Origin of the sequence: Marinobacter sp. M1C, assembly GCF_023314135.1 — a bacterium.
Classification (GTDB): domain Bacteria; phylum Pseudomonadota; class Gammaproteobacteria; order Pseudomonadales; family Oleiphilaceae; genus Marinobacter.
This window is the reverse complement of sequence record NZ_CP092289.1, coordinates 4591888-4612531: the sequence shown is the minus strand read 5'-3', so window position 1 is coordinate 4612531 and position 20644 is coordinate 4591888. Positions and strand designations below refer to the sequence as shown.

Annotated in this window: 16 protein-coding genes and 1 pseudogene; 8 read left to right on the top strand and 9 right to left on the bottom strand. The window is 53.0% G+C overall.

What is annotated here, in order from left to right:
• Positions 1 to 20: 20 nt before the first annotated feature.
• The 4 genes from MIH19_RS21790 (at position 21) to MIH19_RS21775 (ending at position 4834) form a co-directional block, all read left to right on the top strand.
• A complete protein-coding gene (locus MIH19_RS21790; RefSeq protein WP_249006846.1) occupies positions 21 to 524 on the top strand; it encodes a TRAP transporter small permease subunit in 504 nt (167 codons plus the stop codon).
• 1 nt (position 525) lies between these two features.
• Positions 526 to 1836, top strand: coding sequence for a TRAP transporter large permease subunit (locus MIH19_RS21785; RefSeq protein WP_249006845.1), 1311 nt, complete (start codon positions 526 to 528; stop codon positions 1834 to 1836).
• 444 nt (positions 1837 to 2280) lie between these two features.
• Positions 2281 to 3441: a DcaP family trimeric outer membrane transporter gene (locus MIH19_RS21780; RefSeq protein ID WP_249006844.1), complete on the top strand. Its 1161-nt coding sequence runs from the start codon at positions 2281 to 2283 to the stop codon at positions 3439 to 3441.
• A 181-nt stretch (positions 3442 to 3622) separates the two neighbouring features.
• Entirely contained in the window at positions 3623 to 4834 is a 1212-nt protein-coding gene (locus MIH19_RS21775) for an MFS transporter (RefSeq protein ID WP_249006843.1), read from the top strand.
• 245 nt (positions 4835 to 5079) lie between these two features.
• Here MIH19_RS21775 and MIH19_RS21770 read toward each other — a convergent pair whose 3' ends face one another.
• On the bottom strand, positions 5080 to 6036 hold the full coding sequence (locus tag MIH19_RS21770) for an AAA family ATPase (protein WP_249006842.1): 957 nt from the start codon (positions 6034 to 6036) through the stop codon (positions 5080 to 5082).
• A gap of 4 nt (positions 6037 to 6040) precedes the next feature.
• Positions 6041 to 7635 (bottom strand): annotated as a pseudogene (locus tag MIH19_RS21765) (IS481 family transposase).
• A 566-nt stretch (positions 7636 to 8201) separates the two neighbouring features.
• Between MIH19_RS21765 and MIH19_RS21760 the strand changes: the two are divergent.
• Entirely contained in the window at positions 8202 to 8933 is a 732-nt protein-coding gene (locus tag MIH19_RS21760; protein WP_249006841.1) for an SDR family oxidoreductase, read from the top strand.
• A gap of 296 nt (positions 8934 to 9229) precedes the next feature.
• On the opposite strand, the gene MIH19_RS21755 is transcribed toward MIH19_RS21760, so the two are convergent.
• Genes MIH19_RS21755 through kdpA form a run of 5 tightly spaced genes read right to left on the bottom strand, consistent with a single transcriptional unit; the run spans position 9230 to position 17023 of the window.
• A complete protein-coding gene (locus tag MIH19_RS21755; protein ID WP_249006840.1) occupies positions 9230 to 9976 on the bottom strand; it encodes a response regulator in 747 nt (248 codons plus the stop codon).
• On the bottom strand, positions 9973 to 12669 hold the full coding sequence (locus MIH19_RS21750; protein WP_249006839.1) for a sensor histidine kinase KdpD: 2697 nt from the start codon (positions 12667 to 12669) through the stop codon (positions 9973 to 9975). The genes MIH19_RS21755 and MIH19_RS21750 overlap by 4 nt, the downstream gene beginning before the upstream one ends.
• Positions 12666 to 13268, bottom strand: coding sequence for a potassium-transporting ATPase subunit KdpC (kdpC, locus tag MIH19_RS21745; RefSeq protein WP_249006838.1), 603 nt, complete (start codon positions 13266 to 13268; stop codon positions 12666 to 12668). Before kdpC ends, MIH19_RS21750 begins: the two co-directional genes overlap by 4 nt.
• Before the next feature lie 10 nt (positions 13269 to 13278).
• Positions 13279 to 15297: a potassium-transporting ATPase subunit KdpB gene (kdpB, locus tag MIH19_RS21740; RefSeq protein ID WP_249009067.1), complete on the bottom strand. Its 2019-nt coding sequence runs from the start codon at positions 15295 to 15297 to the stop codon at positions 13279 to 13281.
• A gap of 13 nt (positions 15298 to 15310) precedes the next feature.
• Positions 15311 to 17023 carry a potassium-transporting ATPase subunit KdpA gene (gene kdpA, locus MIH19_RS21735; RefSeq protein ID WP_249006837.1) on the bottom strand — a complete coding sequence of 571 codons (1713 nt, stop codon included), beginning with the start codon at positions 17021 to 17023 and terminating at the stop codon, positions 15311 to 15313.
• A gap of 451 nt (positions 17024 to 17474) precedes the next feature.
• On the opposite strand from kdpA, the gene MIH19_RS21730 reads away from it, so the two are divergent.
• From MIH19_RS21730 to MIH19_RS21720, 3 genes are all read left to right on the top strand, one after another.
• On the top strand, positions 17475 to 18122 hold the full coding sequence (locus MIH19_RS21730) for a diaminopimelate dehydrogenase (RefSeq protein WP_249006836.1): 648 nt from the start codon (positions 17475 to 17477) through the stop codon (positions 18120 to 18122).
• Positions 18123 to 18158: 36 nt separating this feature from the next.
• Entirely contained in the window at positions 18159 to 18446 is a 288-nt protein-coding gene (locus MIH19_RS21725; protein ID WP_249006835.1) for a YkgJ family cysteine cluster protein, read from the top strand.
• A gap of 110 nt (positions 18447 to 18556) precedes the next feature.
• Positions 18557 to 19555, top strand: coding sequence for an LLM class flavin-dependent oxidoreductase (locus MIH19_RS21720; RefSeq protein ID WP_249006834.1), 999 nt, complete (start codon positions 18557 to 18559; stop codon positions 19553 to 19555).
• A gap of 9 nt (positions 19556 to 19564) precedes the next feature.
• Here MIH19_RS21720 and MIH19_RS21715 read toward each other — a convergent pair whose 3' ends face one another.
• Together MIH19_RS21715 and MIH19_RS21710 are read right to left on the bottom strand one after the other, a co-directional pair.
• Positions 19565 to 19807 (bottom strand): RNA-binding protein, encoded by a 243-nt coding sequence (locus tag MIH19_RS21715; protein ID WP_249006833.1) that lies wholly within the window; start codon positions 19805 to 19807, stop codon positions 19565 to 19567.
• A gap of 142 nt (positions 19808 to 19949) precedes the next feature.
• The gene (locus MIH19_RS21710; RefSeq protein WP_249006832.1) at positions 19950 to 20642 is read right to left on the bottom strand and encodes a TetR/AcrR family transcriptional regulator; all 693 of its coding nucleotides are present in this window, start codon (positions 20640 to 20642) and stop codon (positions 19950 to 19952) included.
• Between the last annotated feature and the right edge of the window lie 2 nt (positions 20643 to 20644).

Below are 20644 nucleotides of genomic sequence, written 5' to 3'. Positions count from 1 at the left end.
TCTTGATGACGAGTAGTTCTATGTCTTCATTCATTCGCTTCTATGACAGGTTAGTTAATGCCTTTGCATTTTTAGCTGGGCTAATGCTGATCTGGTTGATGGTTGCGGTGGTTTTGTCGGTGCTGATTCGAAACTTTGGCGCTCAACCTCCGGCCTGGCTGTTTACCTCGACTGAATATTCAATGTTTTATCTTACCTTGCTCGGGGCGCCTTGGCTGGTTCGGGAGAAAGGACATGTTTATATTGAAGTGGCCATAAGTAATTTACCTCCAAAAATTCTAGATGCGGTGTCCAGACTGGTTATGTTGATTTGCGCGGTCATTAGCTTTGTACTTGCCTGGAAAGGTTTGGAGTTGGTAATTTCTAACATTCAGGGCGGTGATTACGATGTTAGAACCTATTTCGTTCCAATGTGGATTCTTACTGTCGCTTATCCGATTAGCTTTGCGCTAATGGGAATCGAGTTTACTCGTTTTATTTTTTCCAAAAATGCTTTCCATAGCGTTCAAAGCGGGGAACTCTAATATGGCCTGGCACGAAGCGTTGTTGTTCCTTTTATCCGCCGTATTGATTCTGATGCTTATTGGAGCACCTGTTGCGTTTGCTTTTATTGGCGCGAATATTGTGGGTGCGTGGTATTTCATGGGCGGTGAAGTTGGGCTTACTCAGCTATTGAGTAATGGATTTGGCGCGCTGTCTAATTTCGGGTTGGTGCCGATCCCTCTGTTTCTTCTAATGGGAGAGTTGTTTTTCCGAACCGGGCTGGGCATGAGAATGTTCAATGCGATCGATCAGTTGATGGGACGGGTTCCGGGGCGTCTTTCTTACGTCACCGTGGTAGGCGGCACTGCTTTTTCGACCTTGAGCGGTTCATCTATGGGTTCGACAGCCTTGTTGGGTTCTCTGCTAGTTCCAGAAATGGAACGTCGCGGGTATAAGAAACATATGTCGATCGGGCCGATTTTGGGTACTGGCGGTTTGGCTATCATTATCCCACCGTCAGCAATTGCAGTGTTGTTGGCTACGCTTGCTAAGCTCGACATTGGCGATGTTTTGATCGCCGGCATTGTTCCAGGACTGCTTCTGGCCATCTTTTATATGGTGACAATCTGGATTAAGACAAAAATCGATCCTGATGCGGCACCGGCCTATGATGTCGAGCCCGTATCGCTGACACAAAAAATCAAACTTTTTGCCAGAGATATCATGCCGATGCTGAGCGTCATCGTAATGATCGTCATCATGATGTTAACCGGTTTTGCAACGCCCTCAGAGGCGGCTGCTTTTGGAGCTCTTGGTATTATTGTTTTGGCGGCCCTGTTCAAGGCTCTGACATTTGAATCGTTCAAGCTATCCGTGGTGGGTGCTTTGAGAGTTACGTTGATGGCTTATCTGATTGTTTTTGGCTCTGCTACGTTCAGCCAGCTTCTCGCATTTTCAGGCGCCTCCAGCGGTTTGATCCAATGGGCGATCAGCTTTGACTTATCGCCATTGCTTATGCTGACGGCTATGTTTCTAGTGCTTTTGGTACTGGGAACATTCATGGAAGCGATATCCATCATGATGATCACTGTGCCCTTTTTCTTTCCGTTGGCGCAGTCATTAGGCTTTGATTTGATATGGTTTTCTATTGTAACTCTTGTTGCTCTGGAAGTGGGTTTTTCAACACCACCCTTGGGCCTCAACCTGTTCGTTATGAAGGGTGTTGCGCCGCCAGGAACCACAATGAAAGAGATCTATATGGCGTCAATTCCTTACATTCTGTGTTCGATTTTGTTGGTGATAATAATGGTTATCTTCCCCGGAATGGTTACCTGGCTACCGTATTTGTCGTGAGATCAGATTGAGTCCGCCCCTGCTGCTGGGAGCGGACTCAAGCGTTACCGCTTTGATTATGAGTGCATGAAAAAGGTCGAGTCGGACCTATTTTATTGTTCGATTACCGGTTTTGGGAAAAACGATCCCTATGCCAATCAATAATGTTGCAAAGGTTTTGCTGATCCTCAGGTGCTCTCTGACTACCGTGTCAGGGACTGACCCTTGCAATTTTTGTCTGATTTAATCCCCCCTTTTTCAATACCGATAAAAAGCAGTAAATCCTTTTAAATGTATTGAAAAAAATACATCTAAGTGTATTATTGTATTAAGTTTAAAAACAAAAAATTAATACTCAGCAGGTCTGCTTACTAAGCAGTCCCAGCTTACGAATATTGATTCTTAAACTGATTTACTCAAGAAAAATAGTTCACACCAAACAAAAGACTTACTTGAGAGGGCTCTATGAGCAAAAATGCTGCAAAAAAAATCGCTATTTTATCTTTAGGTACTGCAACTCTGCTGGTGACATCTGGAGTTCAGGCGATAAACTTTAAAGTCGACCAGACCGATGTAAACGTCTATGGCTATGCTAAGCTGGACGTTATTTACGATGTTGACGCGGACCTTACTAATACAGTTAATCGTGGAAAAATCAGACTGGATGATACGCCCGGTGTTGATGGGCATACCACTATGCATGCCTTTCAAAGCCGCTTAGGACTCACAACAACGACTGCGTTTGGCGACGATGTGTTGAAAGCCAACGTTGAAGGCGACTTTTACGGTGACGGCGGCTTCGCTGACGGCGGCGGTGGGTTCCGGCTGCGTCACGCCTATGGTGTATGGAAAGGTGTTCTAGCGGGCCAGACTTGGAGTAACTTCGGGAACACGATTAGCCTATTCCCTACGGTCGACTTTAACGGCCCATTGGCCAAGGGCGGCGGGCGGCAAGCGCAAGTGCGTTATACCACTGGGAAATTCTCCTTCTCTGCAGAAGATCCCAAGCAAGGTGGATCGATAAATTCTGACTCCACTACCCAGTATCGACTGCCCGACATAACAGCTCGTTATCAAAATACTGACGGCCCGGTTCAATTTGCGGTCGCTGGCGTTGCCCGTTTCTTAGAATATGATGCTGAGGGCGCGACTGTTTCAAACCCAGCTTTTACTGACGACTCTGCCATGGGCTGGGGCGTAACGCTTGAAGCTAAAACGCAACTGACCGATGCGGTTACGCTGCGCGGCTCGATTACCCACGGTGATGGTATTGGTGGGTACTTGTATATCAGCCCGTCATCAGCTCCGGGGTACGTCGATTCTGCAGGTGATCTTGAAACGATCGAAGCAACGGGTGGTGGTGCAAGTGTTAGCGTAGCCGTAGGTCCTGGTGCAATTAACCTAGGCTACGGTGTGGCCATCGTAGATCTGGATGATGCGTATCGGAATGGCGACGTTGCTGCTACAGCAAACGAGCGTTTCAGCAGCACCTTTGTTAACTACATCTGGTCGCCAGTTGATCGAATCACTTACGGTCTTGAAGCGGGCTACCACACTCGTGAACAGGTTAATGGTAAGGATGGCAGTGCCGTTCGACTCCAGGCCATGTTGATGTACGGCTTTTAAGCGAGCATTCTGATTAGTGTAGTTCCTTTTGGGTTTTACTTTCTTGGCCCCGGTGTATAGCCGGGGTCTTTTTTTGTTTGTAAACAGTATTTTGTGCTAAAGATATGTGGGTATTTGAGGCGATCAGGCTTGCTCATGAGAAAATTAAGATGATTTCACTGATGACAAAACTTGAAATAATATGATTAAGCCGATCGGCTCAGACAGCTCACGTCAATTAACAATCAACTTGGTTACTATTTGTTTTAGTTTGGCCAGTACGTTCGTGGCTCAAACCATGCTTTTGATCGCCGTTCCCCTATCTGCTTTTGAGCTTGGCGCTAGCCCGTTTGTTATTGGGTTAATCCTCTCTGTGCCCTACTTACTGCCGTTGATATTGGCCATTCCTTTTAGTGGAATAATTACCCGCGTAGGAGGAAAAATAGTAATAATAACAGGTGGTTTCGGGATGATTCTGGGGCCGGCAGTTGTTCTTGCCCTACCCGGATTCTCTGGCTTAATCCTTGTGCAGGTTATTGTAAGCATTGCCCATATGGCCATGATTCTGGCTGGTCAGTCCATTGTTTCCAGTTTAGGCAAGGGCAAACAACTGGAAAAATACTTTGGCTGGTACACCACTTGTCTTTCAGCCGGGCAGCTTGTCGGCCCAATACTTGCTGGTTGGATAATTGACACCAGCGGCATACCAATGTCTTTTCTCGTCATAATTGTTGTTTCATTTTTTGCTACGTTGAGTGGTTTTTTCCTGACTGGAAGCGCTGCCATTGGTAATCGAGTGAAGCGCCCTTTATTTGAACTTCAGGCCCAGGTACATCTTTTAAAAGAAAATGTCGGGGTGAAAGTTTCTATAGCATTGACTGTTTCTGTGGTGTTCGCATTAAGCGCTTATGGAACATTCCTGCCAATTTATCTTAAAAGCCTGGCCGTGTCGGCGACCATGATCGGAACTCTGGTAAGTTTAAGGGCGCTCTTTTCAATGCTGGTGCGGCCATTTATGCCGTTGGTGATCAGGTGGGTTGGGGGGCGATCTATGGCCATAGTCTGCTCCCCTGTTTTAGTTGCTTTAGGTTTTATGCTGACGGGCACAACAGATAGTTTCTTGCTCCTTGCGCTGCTGGCCGTTCTGATCGGGTTTGGCTCCGGGGTATCACAGCCCCTGTCGATGGTTGTTTTAGTAGAGAGCGTAAACGAAAATCAGCGCTCTGGAGCTTTGGCGGTGCGCTTAATGGCGAATCGTGGCGTTCAGTTCCTGGCACCTTTGATTCTTGGCGCCCTGGCGGAAGTGATGCCCTTCAGTCTTGCATTTTTGTTCGGTGGCGTATTTATATTCATTTTCGTTGGGCTGATTGTGTATATGATGCGATCTTTTAGAGATGAGCATCTAGATGAATAAATTACGTTAACGATACTTATAGGTGTAGCGACCTGCATTGAATGACGCTCCGACCTGCATTCAGCGGCCTTTTTGACCAGAATTAACTGCGACCAGCGCACCCCTCAAACCAGAGATAACTGCGAATGAACCTGCATTCAATCGCGCCGACCTGCATTAGATTGACATGAACCAGCAATAACTGCGACTGACCGCGCTGTGCCGGGCCAGGGACGGCGCGAGCACGCACGGCCCTACATCGGACGCTATATCGGCAAGCCAGCAGCCAGCATGCGCTCGCGGATTTCCGCCGTGCGCTTCGGTTCAAGCTGATTGCTGAACAGCGATCGGATCTCGGATGCTTTGGCGTCGAACTGCTCGACCATATCCTTGAGCCGATAGCCGTGGCGCGCCAGCGTCGGCTCCAGATCGTCGAGTTGGCGCGACATGACCGTTTCCACCAATTCCGCCGTGACCGGTTTCTCGCCGGTCTGGTAGCCCGCTTCCAGCGCCAATGTCAGATGCAGCTGGACCTGCAGCGGCGTGCGCAGCTTGGTGGCCAGTATGTCGATCGCATCGGCTGTCAGGATCGCCTCCGGCTCGGCCTTGTTGTCGGTGCTGGCGCCAAGCAGCCAATGGATGTAGTCGCGTTGACTGCCGGCGATGCCATCGAGCGTGAAGATGTCGGTGCGGTAGCCGATTTCTTCCATCGTCGGCCGGCGCAGGTCGTTGCGCAATTTGGGATGGCCGGCCAGGATCACCGACAGCCGGCCGCCGACATCTTCCGCCAGTTCCATCAAGCGTTTCAAGCCGATCAGCGTGTGTCCGTTCAGGTCGTGCGCTTCGTCGATGAACAGTGCCACCGGGCGCTTGCCCTTTTTCAGCAGCTCTTGCAACTCCCGGTCACGCCGCTCATTTTGCTTGGGAATCTGAATCAGCTTGTCCTGTGCCAAGTCGTAGTAGAGCGCCGTAATCAGGGTGGCGAGCTTGATGCTGTGCTTTTCCACCGAAATCGATTTGGCGACGGTCACCCGGTTTTCCTCCTTCAGGATCTGCTGCAGGCGGCGCAAGGTGACCGTCTTGCCGCTGCCCACGACGCCGCAGACCGCGATCAGCCGCCCTTGCATGATGGCGCCCCTGATGTCCTTGATGAGCTGCTGGTGATGCTCGGTTTCATGGTAGCCGGCCTGGCTGAGCGCTTGCGTCAGTCCGTAATACTGCATTACTTCAACTCGCGTGGTCTTCTCCGGATTTTTTACTGCGAAAATAATCGCGTACGCGCGCCAGCACGATGCTGCGGTTCAGCGTCTCGCCCAGCACCTGGTCGATGAAAGCCCGATCGGCTGGCGCGAGCCTGGCCAGCGGCTGCGCCAAGTCGTTGGCGATCGCCAGCTTGGCGGCGATGCTGCTGGCGAAATGGTATTCGTGCACTTCCGCATCGAAGGGGGTGTATGGGAAGTTCGATGGGCAGATTCAACGGCGCCAGCCGCAGATCCTCCCCTGCCAGCGCCGCGATCGGCAGCTTGAGCTGGTCCGCCAGTGAGCGGATGCGGTCGGCCCGCTCGCCGGCGGCGCCGCGCTTGAACGCCCGGTAGCGGCCCAACGGAATCGGGTCGGACACCGGATGGTAAGGGCCGCTCCGGGCACCCTCATATTCGACGTATAGCTCGCTGTCGAACAGCCCCCACAACAACAGCACCGTTTCGCCGGCCATGTCCGGCTCCACCTCATAGGCGGTGCCATCCACCGAGACGCGCGCATCGATGCCAACTTTGCGCCGCTCCGGTTCGCGGGCGAAGCGGCAGTATTGCTCCCAGGCGCACATGGCCCGGATACCGTCGGGCGGGAAATTGGCGATCCAGTCCTCGATGCGCGAGTGCGGTTCGGTGCGGTGGTCTTGCCTGTTGTTCTGTTTCCGGCTGGTGGAAGTGATACAGCGTTTCGTGGGCATCCTTGACGGTGCGGAAGGGACGCTCGACCTTGCCCTTCGAGCGGGCCGTCACGCGCTCGCCATCCTTGCCTGCGGGAATGTGGGTCAGCCAGTCGATGCCCAGGGCCTGCATCACGTTCTGGAATACGCGACTCTTGGCCACCGGCCCATTGTCGAGATAGATCATCTTGGGCCGGCCCTGAAATGGAAATTCGGCCTCGTCCTTCGCCGCCATCGCATTGAACAGAAAGCGCAGCGCCGATTCCGCGTCTTCGCCGTAAACGCAGCGGTATTCGAGAAAGCACACGCCGCTTCGGTCATCGACCACGCTTTACAGCATCAGGGTCGGTTCGCCTTTGCCCGGGTCGACCCAGGACGGCGCTTCGATGTGTTTCAGGTCGGACGGCGACATGTCGAATTGCCAGCAATCGTTGCTGTGCTCCGCCTGAAAGCGCACGGCGGGCGGCTGCCGGCGCAGGCGCGCCTGATCCAGGTGCCAGCGCGTGAGGTATTCGTTCACCGTGCTGCGCGTCAGCACACCTTGCGGCGTGCGCACCAGGCCATGCCCGGTCTCGACGCCATACTCTTCCAGCAGCTCGATGGCGCGCTTGGTGGACAGGTGCCGCCCTGCCTTGTTGGTGGTCCTGAGTTTGAGGGCGGCGACCAGCTCGCAGTAGCGCTCCAGCTCCGATTTCGGCATCAGGCGTGGCGTGCCGTGATCGCCACGATGCGCCGCGCGCGGCTTGAGGAAGTCCTTCAGCGCCCGATACACGGTGCTGGCGGAGACGCCGTACAGTTCGGCGCTCGCCTGCACCTGTGCCGTTCGCTCCCGGCTTTTGCGGGGCAAGCGGTCCAGCCGCTGCCGCAGATGCAGCAGCGAATCGGACGGGATCAGCTTACGCCGCCCGACGACATCGCTGTCCGCCTTGGCCAGGTAGTTGTACAGCGTCGATTTGGAAATGCCAATCATTTGGCAGATTTCCCTGATCGTGTGTTTGTCTTCATGGTGGAGCCGCAAGGCCAATTAATCACGGAATTTCAGTGTAGCTGGACTTTGAATAATGGAAAGGGATGATGGAGTGCCGGAATGCGGGGAACAGCGTCTTTTGGCGGTTTGCTTGATGTAGTGCAATAAACCTCCGTTTGTTGCACTACACTTGGCATATTGGCGACCGGCAGCAACCGGCCAAAAACCGACGGGCCGAGCGATGAATAACTCCGAATTGCATCGCAACCTTGATCATGCCACTATCCGTTACATTCGACGCAACCACTCAGAAGATGCACTGCGTCTTGACGGCCAGCCGGTCTAAGGCATGCGCAGGATCTTAATCACGCGACGTACTGTAGCGGATCTAACCTGCCCACGCCTTTGTTAAGCTACATTCCCGCTATTCTTTATGTACGCATTTCACCTTTGCCATCCGCAGTGACTCGTTAACAATTGATTGGAAATTTATGAAAATGCAGGACCTCAACGGAAAAATTGCCGTCATCACCGGCGCATCGAGCGGCATAGGGCAGGCAGCCGCTCGTTTGCTGGCGGAAGAGGGAGTCCACGTGGTGCTTGCAGCGCGGCGACTTGACCTACTTGATGCGCTGGCGGAGGAGCTTGGTGCGTCGGCAACCATCGTGCAGACCGATGTTACCGACGGCAGCCAGGTGCAGGCGCTGTTCGACCTGGTGCGGGAACGCTTTGGCGGACTGGATCTACTGTTCAACAATGCCGGCCTGGGCATCAGCGCACCTTTCGCAGACAGCACGCGGGACCAATGGAAGACAATGGTCGATGTGAACCTGTACGGGGTGTTCAACTGCACGCATGCGGCCATTGCGCTCATGCGCGGACGCCCAGGCGCGATGATCTCGTCTGTCTCCAGTGTGGGCGGGCGGTATGGCGTTGAGAACTGGTCCGTTTACAGTGCCACCAAATATGCTGTCGTAGGCTTTCATGACGCCTTGCGTAAGGAACTGGGACCAGACGGAATTCGCGTATCGGTGATCGAACCTGGAGCCGTCTGGACCGAGTTTGGCCATAACGTCAGTGTCGCGCTGAATGAGCGGCGTGAGAAACTCAATGCCCTGAGCGCTCAGGACGTTGCTCAAGCACTCGTCTATGCGTTCGCGCAGCCGGCCAACGTACTTATAGAAGAAATCTTGATGCGGCCAGTCCTTCAACTCGCCCCTTAACGCATTAATTGCGCGTTTCTTTCTCCGCGGCCCTTGCTGCTAGCAATGGCTGCTATGGGTCGATTGCTGTCACCCAGGATTGTTGGTCGTTTTCAGTCGCAGTTAATTCTGGTTGGCCTCGATGGAATGCAGGTTCATTCGCAGTTATCTCTGGTTTGAGGGGTGCGCTGGTCGCAGTTAATTCTGGTCGAAAAAGCCGCTGAATGCAGGTCGGAGCGTTATTCAATGCAGGTCGCTACATATAAGGCTGGTTTTAAGCCAAAAAGACAGGCCGTTCGTGCGTTGGCTTTGGTATTTCAGCCGATGGTAAGCTGGGCGTTTCCGGGGCGCTCAAGAAAGCGATAGCCCACACCAGGCTCGGTCTGTATGTAGCGTTGTTCTGTCGGGTCGTCTCCCAGTTTTTGCCTCAGCCTTCCAACCAGAACTCGCAGATAATGTGTATCTTTGGTGTGAGTTGGCCCCCAGATATCTTTTAAGAGTTGGGATTGGGTGACAATTTTACCGGACGCCAGCATCAAAATCTTCAGCACCGCGAATTCTTTTGGTGTCAGCCTGACAGGCTCTCCACTGACCATAATTTTTCGCTTAGAAAGGTCAATGGCCAGGATGCCATCTTCATAAATGACGGATGCTTCTGTTGGGGCCCCGCCGGTGCGCTGGTAAGTTCGTAACTGCGTTCTAACTCGAGCGAGTAGTTCGTCTATACCGAATGGTTTTGTTATGTAGTCATTGGCGCCAAGGTCAAGCGCTTTTACTTTTTCTGACTCCCGATTTCTGACGGATAGAACGATGACCGGCACAGACGACCACTCCCGTACGGCAGCAAGTACATCAGAACCATCCATATCGGGCAGCCCCAAGTCTAAAATTACTAAATCTGGCAGATGTCTGGCGCATAGTTCAACACCCGTTTCCCCATTTTCAGCTTCCAGCACGTCACACCCTTCAACCTTAAGACTGATACGCAAAAAATGTCGGATTTGCGGCTCATCGTCGATAATCAACACGCACGGCTTTTCCCGGTTTTGCGTCAGAGTGTTCATTCACTAGATTCCCTATGAGTTTCTGGTTCCTGTAGCTCGGTTAAATCCGGTGGTTCTATAAGGGGAAGCGTGATTTCAATGGTGGCGCCTTTGTTATTCGGCCCGGCAAGTGCCTGGATTCGTCCGCCATGGGCGCCGACCATACCGTGGCATATGGCGAGCCCCAGGCCACTGCCATGGGGGCTACGGTCACCTTCGCCACCTGTGAAGAACATGTCGAAAACCTGACTTCTCTGATCTTCGGGAATGCCCGGCCCTTCATCGGATATGGCGACAACGAGTTCATTGGCTTGTTGATGGGCGCTGATGGTGAGGGTGGATCCATCGGGCGCGAATTTAGCTGCATTTTCAAGAACATTGACCAGCGCTTGTTCAATCAGCGCCGGATGAACGAACAGCAGAGGGAGATTGTCCGCGATTCTACGTTCTACCTTAACCCGAGCCATCAAGTTTCTGGTGCGCCTTAACGCAGACGCTAGAATATCGGTGAACGCAATCCAATCCCGCTCGATCTTTAATGTGCCATGACCTAATTTCGTCATATCCAGCAGGTTGCGGATATAACGGTCCAGACGCTCACCTTCACCAAGAACAGAATCCAGCAGGCTTTCCCGGTCTTCATCTGAAAGACGGTTTAGCATGGATTTCAACGTACTTGCTGAGCCTATCATTGACGCCAGGGGCGTACGGAGGTCGTGCGAAATGGACGCAAGCAGAGCCGAGCGAAGCCTTTCGGTCTCTTCTGCCATCCGCGACGCTGATAGATTGGCCGCCAGCTGGGTGCGAAGCCACGCCTGGCCTAACTGATGTACATAGGTACCGATTGCAAGCTCTCGATAGCGGTCCGCAGCCATATCATCCACTTGCAGTCCCAGCACGGCGTAAACCTCATTTTCTACCGAGATCGGCTCGAATCGCCAGGGAAGGCTGTTTAACGTATCTGAAAACGCGCCACTGGGCTTGCCATTTTTTTGTGCCCAGTCAATTGCGGAACAAGCGGCTTCTTTAAATGGGGACGGGGATCCAGCACTGGCAAGTATCTCGATGCTGCCACTCTCGGGGCAACGTTGAGCAATAACCAGAGGTATTTTGACTTGCCCATACAGTACGTCGACGGCTTCTTTACGAACGGACGTAATATCCGGAGCGGAAGCCAGGCGCCGGGTAAATTTGAGAAGCGCGTCGGTAAGATCGTTCGAGGAGCGTAGCATTCGAATTTGATTTCTGAGTTTTCCCGCGAGATTGCCGCCAATGATTGCAATAATGAGGAAAAAAATGACGGTCAGAAGTTCGTCTTTGTCGGTGATGCCGAAGGTCAGTCTTGGCTCAGTGAAGATAAAATTGTACGTTAAAAAACTGAGTAGGGCGCTGAACAGTGCAGGCCTTATACCCGTTTTTGCAGCGACTAAAAGCACCCACGTCAGGAAAATCAGCGACAGATTTCCAAACGGAAGTATGTGTTGAAGCCCCAACGCCATTGCCGTTGCGACGCCCACACTCGCTACGGCCCAGGCATAGTCTGAACGTCTGCCGCCATGAACCTGCGCCTCGGCGGTATGCCTTTGTTGCTTTTTTGGCACCGGAATAAAGGTGATTTCGAAAGCTTCAGCTTGGGTTAACAGGCGACGACTGGTGGATTTTTTGAAGTGCCACCAGCGATTGTGAGAGCGGCCAAGAATTAATGTGGTGGTGTTCTGCTCCCGTGCAAACGCCAGAATTTCTTCAGCCACGTCGTAACCGCGAAGCGTTTTCACTTCTGCGCCCAGCCTGGCAGCCAGATCAAATATCTTTTCTACCCGCTGACGCTCAGATGCGTTCGAGCGACCGTTGTCAACGGTAACGACGGTCCAGGGCGCTTTACGGCGATCGGAAAGTCTTCGTCCTGCCCGAACCAAAGCTTCACCTTGTCCCGAGCCATCAACCGCAACCAGCATGCGCGATCGAACAGACCACGGCCCCTGAATGCCCTGGGATTGCATGTTTTCACGGACGTCTGCATCCAGTCGCTCTGCAATTGCCTGCACGGCGAGTTCTCGCAGCGCGGACAAATTAGAGGGGGAGAAATAGCCGTCCAGAGCCGCACGCGCCTGTTCAGGTACGTAAATCTTGCCTTGCCTGAGGCGTTCGAGCAGTTCAGATGGCGCCAGGTCCACCAACACGATGTTTTTGGCTCGCTCAAGAATGGAGTCCGGAATGGTTTCTCGCATTCGGACACCGGTAATATTGGCGACCACATCTGACAGGCTTTCAAGATGCTGTATGTTTATTGCCGTCCAGACGGTTATGCCCTGGTTCAGCAGCTCATCGATGTCTTGATAACGACGGCTATGGCGGGTACCGGGGATGTTTCGGTGGGCCAGCTCATCGACCAACATGACTTGCGGATGACGCTGAAGAGCCGCGTCCAGATCAAATTCGCGGAAGCGCTTGCCGGCGTATTCGATTTCTTTCGACGGCAGTTGCTCAAGGCCTTCGCATAACGCCATCGTTTCCGCGCGCCCATGGGTTTCTGCAATGCCAATAACAACGTCAACGCCCTGCCTTTTGAGCTCATGAGCCGCTTGGAGCATCTGGTAGGTTTTGCCAACCCCAGGCGCTGCGCCAAGAAATATTTTCAGCCCGCCCGCCTGTTCGCGCTTCTGGGTTCTGAGCAGCGCGTCTGGATTTGGGCGGTTCTGGTCGCCTTGGTTCAATCTAAAGACTCCTTACCATCCAGTGCCAGGTTTATCCGCAGCACATTAACCCGAGGCTGGCCGAATGTGCCGAGCGTGGGGCCTTCTGTATAACGCGCGATGAGCTCGTTGACCTGATCGACCGCCACATCTCTGGTTGCGGCAATACGCCTGGCCTGCAACCTGGCAGCTTCCGGTGATATATGAGGATCAATGCCAGAGCCCGAAGCCGCCAGCAGATCCACCGGAATGTCGATGGGGATTACTTGTTCGCGCGCGGCAATGTCTTCTGACGCCAACTTTACCCTGGCTCGCAGATCCGAGTTGCTTGGAGCGTAATTAGAGCCGGCGACAGAAAACGGATCGTAGTCGGCTGCAGATGGCCGACCATGGAAGTATTTCGCGGCTTTAAAGGGTTGTCCAACCAATTCGGACCCCACCACAGTACCGTCAATTATAATCAGGCTTCCGGTCGCTTGATACGGAAACAATAACCCGCCGACGGTAGTGACCAACAGTGGGTACAGGCCCCCGCAAAGCACAATGAACACAACCGCAGCCCGTATGGCCGCGAGCCAGGAAGTGTAGCCGGCCGTATCAACTGAGTTTGGTTTCATCATTTTTTTCTCCTTATAATACAACGGTCAGCATAAGATCCAGGGCTTTGATAGCAGGGAAGGGCAGCAATAGCCCCCCAAGGCCGAAAATCAGCAAATTGCGACGAAGAAGCTGAGATGCACTGGCCGGCTTGTAGCTCACGCCTTTCAGAGCGAAAGGAATTAACGCCGGAATGATTAACGCGTTAAAAATAGTGGCCGAAAGCACGGCACTCATCGGGCTCGACAGATTAAGTATATTCAGCACGCCCAGAGCGGGTAGGCTGCCGACGAACAGAGCAGGAAGAATGGCGAAATACTTGGCCACGTCATTGGCTAATGAAAAGGTAGTGAGCGCCCCACGAGTAATCAGCAGCTGTTTGCCAATTTCCACCACTTCCAGCAATTTGCCCGGATCAGAGTCCAGATCGACCATGTTCCCCGCTTCACGTGCTGCTTGCGTACCGGAGTTCATAGCAAGGCCCAGATCTGCTTGGGCCAACGCGGGCGCGTCGTTCGTGCCGTCGCCCACCATCGCCACTAATCGCCCCTCGGCCTGTTCTTTGCGGATAATGTCCAACTTTTGCTCGGGAGTTGCTTCTGCAACAAAGTCGTCAACGCCCGCTTCTGCCGCAATAGCGGCCGCGGTAATCGGGTTGTCACCGGTAATCATGACGGTTTTCACGCCCATTTCACGGAGCTTGCCGAAACGCTCCTTCATGCCGGGCTTGATAACGTCTGACAGCGAGATAACCCCAAGAATCCGATTACCCTCGGCGACAACTAAAGGCGTGGCGCCATTTTTTGCCACCCGTTCTACCAGGCGGTCAGTTTCGAGTGGGTAGTGGCCACCTTTTTCGGTCACCAGTGTGCGTATCGCGTTTGTCGCGCCCTTCCGCAGCTTACGGCCATCGGGTAAATCGACACCCGACATCCGGGTATGAGCAGAGAATTCAATAAACTCTGCGCCTTCTTCAGTTTGGGCACTGGAGCCATTATCCCGAGCCAGCTTGACGATGGATTTCCCCTCGGGAGTGGGGTCAGCCAGCGATGTCAGTAATGCAGCATCCCTTAACGCAGCGGGTGACACGCCCTGCAACGGTTCAAACGCCGTGGCGCGCCTATCACCCAGAGTGATAGTGCCGGTTTTATCCAGCAGCAAGGTGTCAATGGAACCCGCCACTTCAACCGCTTTGCCAGACTTGGCAATCACATTGGCTCGCAAGGCCCGATCCATGCCGGCGATGCCGATGGCCGGAAGCAGTCCTCCAATGGTGGTGGGGATCAAACACACCAGCAGCGCTACCAACACCGAATACGAAGGGTAAATATCAACAAATCCAGAGAGGGGAACCAGGGTAACCACCACGATCAGGAATATCAGGGTCATGGCAGCCAGCAGCACAGAAAGCGCCAGTTCGCTGGGCGTTTTCTGGCGTTGCGCGCCTTCTACGAGCGCAATCATCCGGTCAAGCAGGGAATTTCCAGGGTCGGCGGTCACTTCTATCACAATCTCGTCTGATAGCACTTTGGTTCCCGCGCTGACACCGCTGTTATCGGTGCCCGCCTCGCGAAGCACGGGGGCAGACTCACCGGTTACGGCTGATTCGTTGATCGTCGCAGCGCCTTTGACAATCTCACCGTCGGCTGGAATCAGTTCATTAGCCTTCACAACCACCCGGTCACCTCTGCGCAAATCCGTCGCGGGTACCAGCTGAGTCTGATTGCCAATCATTTTCAGAGCTTTGAGGTCTGTTCGGGTCGCCCGCAAAGCACCTGCTTGGGCTTTACCTCGGGCTTCGGCTACAGATTCTGCCCCATTGGCAAATAACACCGTGAAAAGCAGAATGGCACAGATTATAAAATCGAGCGCAGCGGGCTGGCCCTGCATTAGGTGAGTTACGCCTAGCAATCCGGTTATCAGCGTGCCAATACCGACGACGAACATAACGGGGTTGCCAGCGAGGTGCTGGGGCGACAAATTTTTGAAGGACTGACTGATAACGCGGCTGGCTTTGACCGAATCCGTTATTTCTTGAGTGTCGTTAGGCATCATGCTTCTCCAATCAAGGCAACATAATCAGGGCGTCAGCGATCGGGCCAAGAATCAGCACCGGCATAAAGCTCAACAAGGTGAACATCACAATGACTGCGAGCGTCATCACGCCAAAAGTGGCGGTATCGATGCTTAAGCTGCCACGGCCCTCGGGGGCAGAGCGTTTTGCTGCCAGAGACGCAGCGATAGCCAGAGGCACCAAAATCGGAATAAAACGGCCCAGTGCAAGATTGATGGAGCAGGTGATGTTCCACCATATTGAATTATCGCCCAAGCCTTCGAAGCCGGAGCCATTGTTCGCAAAGGCAGATGTGTATTCGTAAATCACCTGGGTGAGGCCGTGGAAGCCCGGGTTAGAGACTCCGGTTAACGTTGGGAAAGCGACGGTGACGGCACTAAACCCCAGTATCAGTAAAGGTTGTATAAGCAGGGCAATACACACCAGTTTTATCTCACGGGTTTCCAGGGCTTTACCCGCTATTTCGGGCGCTCGTCCGATCATGAGCGAGCCAAGAAACGCCGCTAGTATCACGAACAGCAGATAACCAATCAATCCAACGCCGATACCGCCAAAAGTGACATTGATGAACATGTCGACCAGAAGAACCATGCCACCAATGGGATTAAAGCTATCGTGCATGCCGTTTACCGACCCGTTGGAGGTCTGGGTTGTCCAGCTGCCCCACAGTGCCGTTGCGGTGGCACCAATGCGGACCTCTTTGCCTTCGAGGTTTGGTCCTTCTGCGGCAAGGTTGGTGAAGGCAGCGTTAGGCTGGTTTTCTGACCAGATGGCGACAGAGGTAAGCGAAACGGACATCACCACCATGACGGTCATAATCACCAGTGCCAGCTTCCGGCGGCCAGTGAGAAACCCCAGGGAAAAAACCATGGCGGCGGGAATAAGAACAAGCGAAACCGTTTGAATGAAGTTGCTCACGGGCGTGGGGTTTTCCAATGGCACGCTTGAGTTTGCGCCATACCAGCCGCCGCCATTGGTGCCCACCTGCTTGATGGCAACCATAGGTGCGACCGGGCCGATAGGGATACGCTGCTCAGTCATCTCTGCAGTCTGGTCTAGCGGAATGGCGGTTTGCGCACCGTGGTAGCTATTGGGAACGCCTTGTGATGCCAGCAATAAAGCGATCACAGTCGCAATGGGAAGCATAATCCGGACAATAGCCCGGGTTATGTCTTGGTAAAAGTTGCCGACCGATACTGGGTCATTTGACGGGGTTCGGGATTTACGGTCAGACCGGCCCAGAAGGGTGCGTACGATTGCGATCAGAGCCGCCATGCCGGCAGCCGGCGTAATCACCTGCAGCGCAACAATTCCGAAGGTGTGCGCCAGATAGCTCAGTTGCGCCTGGCCGGAATAATGTTGCTGGTTGGTGTTGGTCAGAAATGATATCGCCGTGTGCAGGGCCAGATCCCAGCTCATTCCACCTATCGCGTCCGGGTTCAGAAAAAGAACGCCTTGGGTCATTAAAAGCCCAAACACAATCAGGGCCAGAACAAGGTGCAGTTTCAGCAACGCTTTGCCGTAACCCTGCCAGCTCATGGGCTGGGCGGGATCTACTCCCGCCAGGCGGTAAATACCTCTTTCCACGGGCAGAAAGATCATGGCGCCCGTGCCTTCGCGGCCGTTGAAAACCCCGGCAATGTACTCTCCTAATGGCCATGCCAGCAGAAGTGTAACGGCATAAATAATAATGACTTCGTTCACAGCCGTTCCTCCATTTCAATGAACCAGAAACACAGGCCGAAAAGTCCTAGAATGATGCCGATGCCAATCAGTGCCATGGTCAGAACCTCTCAGGGCGAAGCAACGCTGCAACCAGATAAACGCCAACGGCAAGTGAGACCAATAAAAGGAATGTGGACACGCTCGTACTCCTTCAGTGAGTGTGTGGTTATGATGCAGCGGCAGGGTGTAAAAATTCGATGACCAAACAGGGCGCGGGGCGTAAAAATTTCGTTAAAATACAGCGTTTTTGGCAAGGGCTGACAGGCTCTGATTTTCAGGTCTTTTCAGGTATAAACGCGGTCTGAAGCACTGTGATGGCAATGCACCATTACACGTGCCAGAATTCAAAGTCTTGAATTCATTGGCTTGAAGAGCTCTGGGACCGTTTTCTCTTACACACAATCGCTTTAAAGAATTGGATTCAATCACCATGACAGATCAAATAAGAGTCGCCATTGCCGGTTATGGCAATTTGGGCCGGGGCGTGGAAGCGGCTTTGGCACAAAATCCGGACATGGAACTGTTTTGCGTGTTCAGCCGCCGTGATCCTGCCAACGTGACGCTTCTTGATCGCAAAGTGCCGGTATACGCCATGGCAGATGTCGAGCAGTATCAGGATGAAGTGGATGTGATGATTCTGTGCGGTGGTTCTAAAACGGATCTGCCAAAACAGGGGCCATATCTGACGCAGTTTTTTAACACGGTGGACAGTTTTGATACCCATGCAAAAGTGAATGAACACTTTGCAGCACTGGATGATGCGGCGCAAATGTCCGGCAACATTGCGCTTTTGGCTGTGGGCCGGGACCCCGGTCTAATGTCACTGAACCGTCTGTTTGGTGAAACCATTTTGCCGGAAGGTAAAACCGATACGGGTACCCAAAGCAAGCAGATCATCGAGTGCTCGTTGGCTCTGGGCAGTAATCTCGAGTTCACCGCCAGTGCTCTGGTGGCCTACTCTCGGGCTGTTTATAGGCTGGCGCGCTCAGGTGAGATCGGAGCCAAAACCGTGTTTGATGTTGCTCCAGGTTCGCTGTCACCCAAAAGTCCGTCGCAGCTGCGCAAAGAGCTGCTCTGATTACAACGCTCGCGGAGAATACAATGGCCCATCCCAATGAGGATTGAAGCAGAGAATCTGCCAGACAGCACCATCAGCTGCTCAAGCTGTCAGGCCTGCTGTTGCCGCCTGGAAGTCATGCTGATTACAGAGACCGGCGTGCCAGAGCGCTTCATTGCAACGGACCAGTGGGGCAGCCGCACCATGGCCCGACTAGACGACGGTTGGTGCGCCGCACTGGATCGCAACACCCTGTCTTGCTCAATTTATCAGAAGCGCCCGTTCATCTGCCGCGAATTCGAAATGGGCGGCTACGAGTGCATAGTCGAGCGTGCCGTTCCTTAGTGTCCCGTCTGTAAGCCTTATTGCCTGTGCGGGTGTGTTATTATCATAACTAGCTACTATTACGCGAGCTATTCAAATCGCGACGGCACGAAATGAAAGGGTGATTGGCAATGAACATAAATGAAGTGGCGTTTTCAGTACTGGATTTAGCTTCCACAAAAGACAACGATGAAGGCGCAACGCCGGCTTTGCAGCGCTCACTGACGCTGGCCAAACACGTGGAACAGTTAGGCTTCAACCGTTACTGGGTGGCCGAACACCACAATATGGACGCCATTGTTAGCTCCGCCACCGCGGTTGTGGTGGGTTATCTGGCGGCGGGCACGCAGACAATTCGCGTGGGGGCAGGGGGCGTGATGCTGCCAAACCACGCGCCCATCGTGATCGCCGAACAGTTCGGCACGTTGGAAGCGCTTTACCCGGGCCGAATTGACCTGGGTTTAGGCCGTGCGCCGGGCACTGACCCGCTCACATCCCGCGCTTTGCGCAAACACCTGAGCGGAAGTGTGGATGACTTTCCTGCGGACGTAGAAGAGCTGCAGGCATTTTTGGGCCCGCGCCAACCCGGTCAAAAAGTTGTGGCTATGCCGGGAGTGGACAGTAACGTGCCGCTTTGGTTATTGGGTTCCAGCTTGTTCAGCGCACAACTGGCGGCAAAAAAGGGTTTGCCTTACGCCTTTGCGTCGCACTTTGCGCCGCGCATGATGATGCAGGCTATAGAAATATACCGCAGCCAGTTTCAGCCGTCGGAATTGCTGGACAAGCCTTATGTGATGCTGGGAGTGCCCTTGGTTGCTGCAGACACTGATGAGCAGGCCGAGTTTTTAGCCACCACCACCTATCAGCGCATACTGTCGTTAATTCGTGGCCAGAGCCTGAAGATGCGCCCGCCAGTGTCGAGTATGGATGGCCTGTGGAGCCCTCAGGAAGAGCAAACCGTGCGAGATTTTCTGGGCCTGGCGATGATTGGCAGTGGCGACACCGTCAAACAGAATCTGCAAACGCTTTTGCAGCACACCCAGGCGGACGAGCTTCTTTTCACCTGCGATCTTTACAAACAGCAAGACCGCTTGCGTTCGTTTGAGATTCTGGCTGCACTCAAGAATTAGCCGGGACGATTATTTTTCCTGAGCCGTTTTTACTCGTATTTTGTTGGTGCCCAGACGGGTCTCGTTCAACTTTGCCTTGGCCAGTTTCGCCTGTTTTGCATCGGGCATCTCAACGAAACCAAATCCTTTTGATTTGCCGGTTTCTTTATCCAGAACCAGAGTGCATTCGGTTACGGTGCCGTGTGCCTCAAACAGCTCGCGGATTTCCTGTTCGGTGGTGGTGCGGGCGAGATTACGAACTAATAGTTGCATGGTAGGCCACAGTGATAGGGGGTGATAGAAAGTTATTCCCGCGATTGTTTCAGCATGGCTGGATAAGAACAAGCGCCGCAGTTAACTTTGCGTTTTTAGGGAGTCTTTTTTCCGTTGATGTAAGCGTGCTTACGCGGAAGACTCAGCGTTTCCAGAGCAAATAGCTTTCAATCACATCCCGGACAAATACAGCGTAGTCGTCGACGCCAACGCCTTGATCACGATATTTTCGGCGCTTCAAATACCAATCTTGCAGCAAGGCTTTTGTCATTAGGGAAACTAAGCGTGCGTTTTTTGCTTCGTATATCTTTGCTTTGATGCCATCTTCAATCAAATCCAGAAAGATCTCTTCAATTTCAAGTTCGATCGCAACAGCGTCACGCTTTTCTGGAGCCGGTAGACTCTTTGCTTCCATGTAGGAAAAATAGAACCAGGCCCGCATTTGTTCGGTCAGATATAGATGGGCCTTGATGGCGGCAAACAATCGATCGCGTATATCCTCGACCTGGCTTGTGTAATGAAGAAGAGTCCGGCGCGTGATAATAAAACCGTGGCTTTGAATCAAATGAATCAGGTCGGCTTTGTTGCTAATGTAGGCGTACAGCCCGCCCATGCTCATCCCTGAATCGGCGCACAAATCTCTCAATGTCATCGCATGAAAACCCTTGGAATTGGCCAGTCGAAGGGTTGACTCAATAATTCGTGTCAGGTTTTTGACCGCAGTTGCCTCCTTTTTAATGCTTATGCGGTCTTTGTTTTGACGGTAAACATCACGGATCACATCCTCTTTCGACAGGCTCAATTCGCCGTGAAACGCTTCATAATTTTTAATCATAT

What these genes read in the sequence shown, in the direction of transcription:
- MIH19_RS21755 (WP_249006840.1), bottom strand. Translation starts at nt 9,976, where the DNA reads ATGAACACTCTGACGCAAAACCGGGAAAAGCCGTGCGTGTTGATTATC.
- MIH19_RS21720 (WP_249006834.1), top strand. Translation starts at nt 18,557, where the DNA reads ATGAACATAAATGAAGTGGCGTTTTCAGTACTGGATTTAGCTTCCACA.
- kdpC (WP_249006838.1), bottom strand. Translation starts at nt 13,268, where the DNA reads ATGATGAAACCAAACTCAGTTGATACGGCCGGCTACACTTCCTGGCTC.
- MIH19_RS21725 (WP_249006835.1), top strand. Translation starts at nt 18,159, where the DNA reads ATGAGGATTGAAGCAGAGAATCTGCCAGACAGCACCATCAGCTGCTCA.
- MIH19_RS21770 (WP_249006842.1), bottom strand. Translation starts at nt 6,036, where the DNA reads ATGCAGTATTACGGACTGACGCAAGCGCTCAGCCAGGCCGGCTACCAT.
- MIH19_RS21760 (WP_249006841.1), top strand. Translation starts at nt 8,202, where the DNA reads ATGAAAATGCAGGACCTCAACGGAAAAATTGCCGTCATCACCGGCGCA.
- MIH19_RS21775 (WP_249006843.1), top strand. Translation starts at nt 3,623, where the DNA reads ATGATTAAGCCGATCGGCTCAGACAGCTCACGTCAATTAACAATCAAC.
- MIH19_RS21780 (WP_249006844.1), top strand. Translation starts at nt 2,281, where the DNA reads ATGAGCAAAAATGCTGCAAAAAAAATCGCTATTTTATCTTTAGGTACT.
- MIH19_RS21715 (WP_249006833.1), bottom strand. Translation starts at nt 19,807, where the DNA reads ATGCAACTATTAGTTCGTAATCTCGCCCGCACCACCACCGAACAGGAA.
- MIH19_RS21785 (WP_249006845.1), top strand. Translation starts at nt 526, where the DNA reads ATGGCCTGGCACGAAGCGTTGTTGTTCCTTTTATCCGCCGTATTGATT.
- kdpB (WP_249009067.1), bottom strand. Translation starts at nt 15,297, where the DNA reads ATGCCTAACGACACTCAAGAAATAACGGATTCGGTCAAAGCCAGCCGC.
- MIH19_RS21730 (WP_249006836.1), top strand. Translation starts at nt 17,475, where the DNA reads ATGACAGATCAAATAAGAGTCGCCATTGCCGGTTATGGCAATTTGGGC.
- MIH19_RS21790 (WP_249006846.1), top strand. Translation starts at nt 21, where the DNA reads ATGTCTTCATTCATTCGCTTCTATGACAGGTTAGTTAATGCCTTTGCA.
- MIH19_RS21710 (WP_249006832.1), bottom strand. Translation starts at nt 20,642, where the DNA reads ATGATTAAAAATTATGAAGCGTTTCACGGCGAATTGAGCCTGTCGAAA.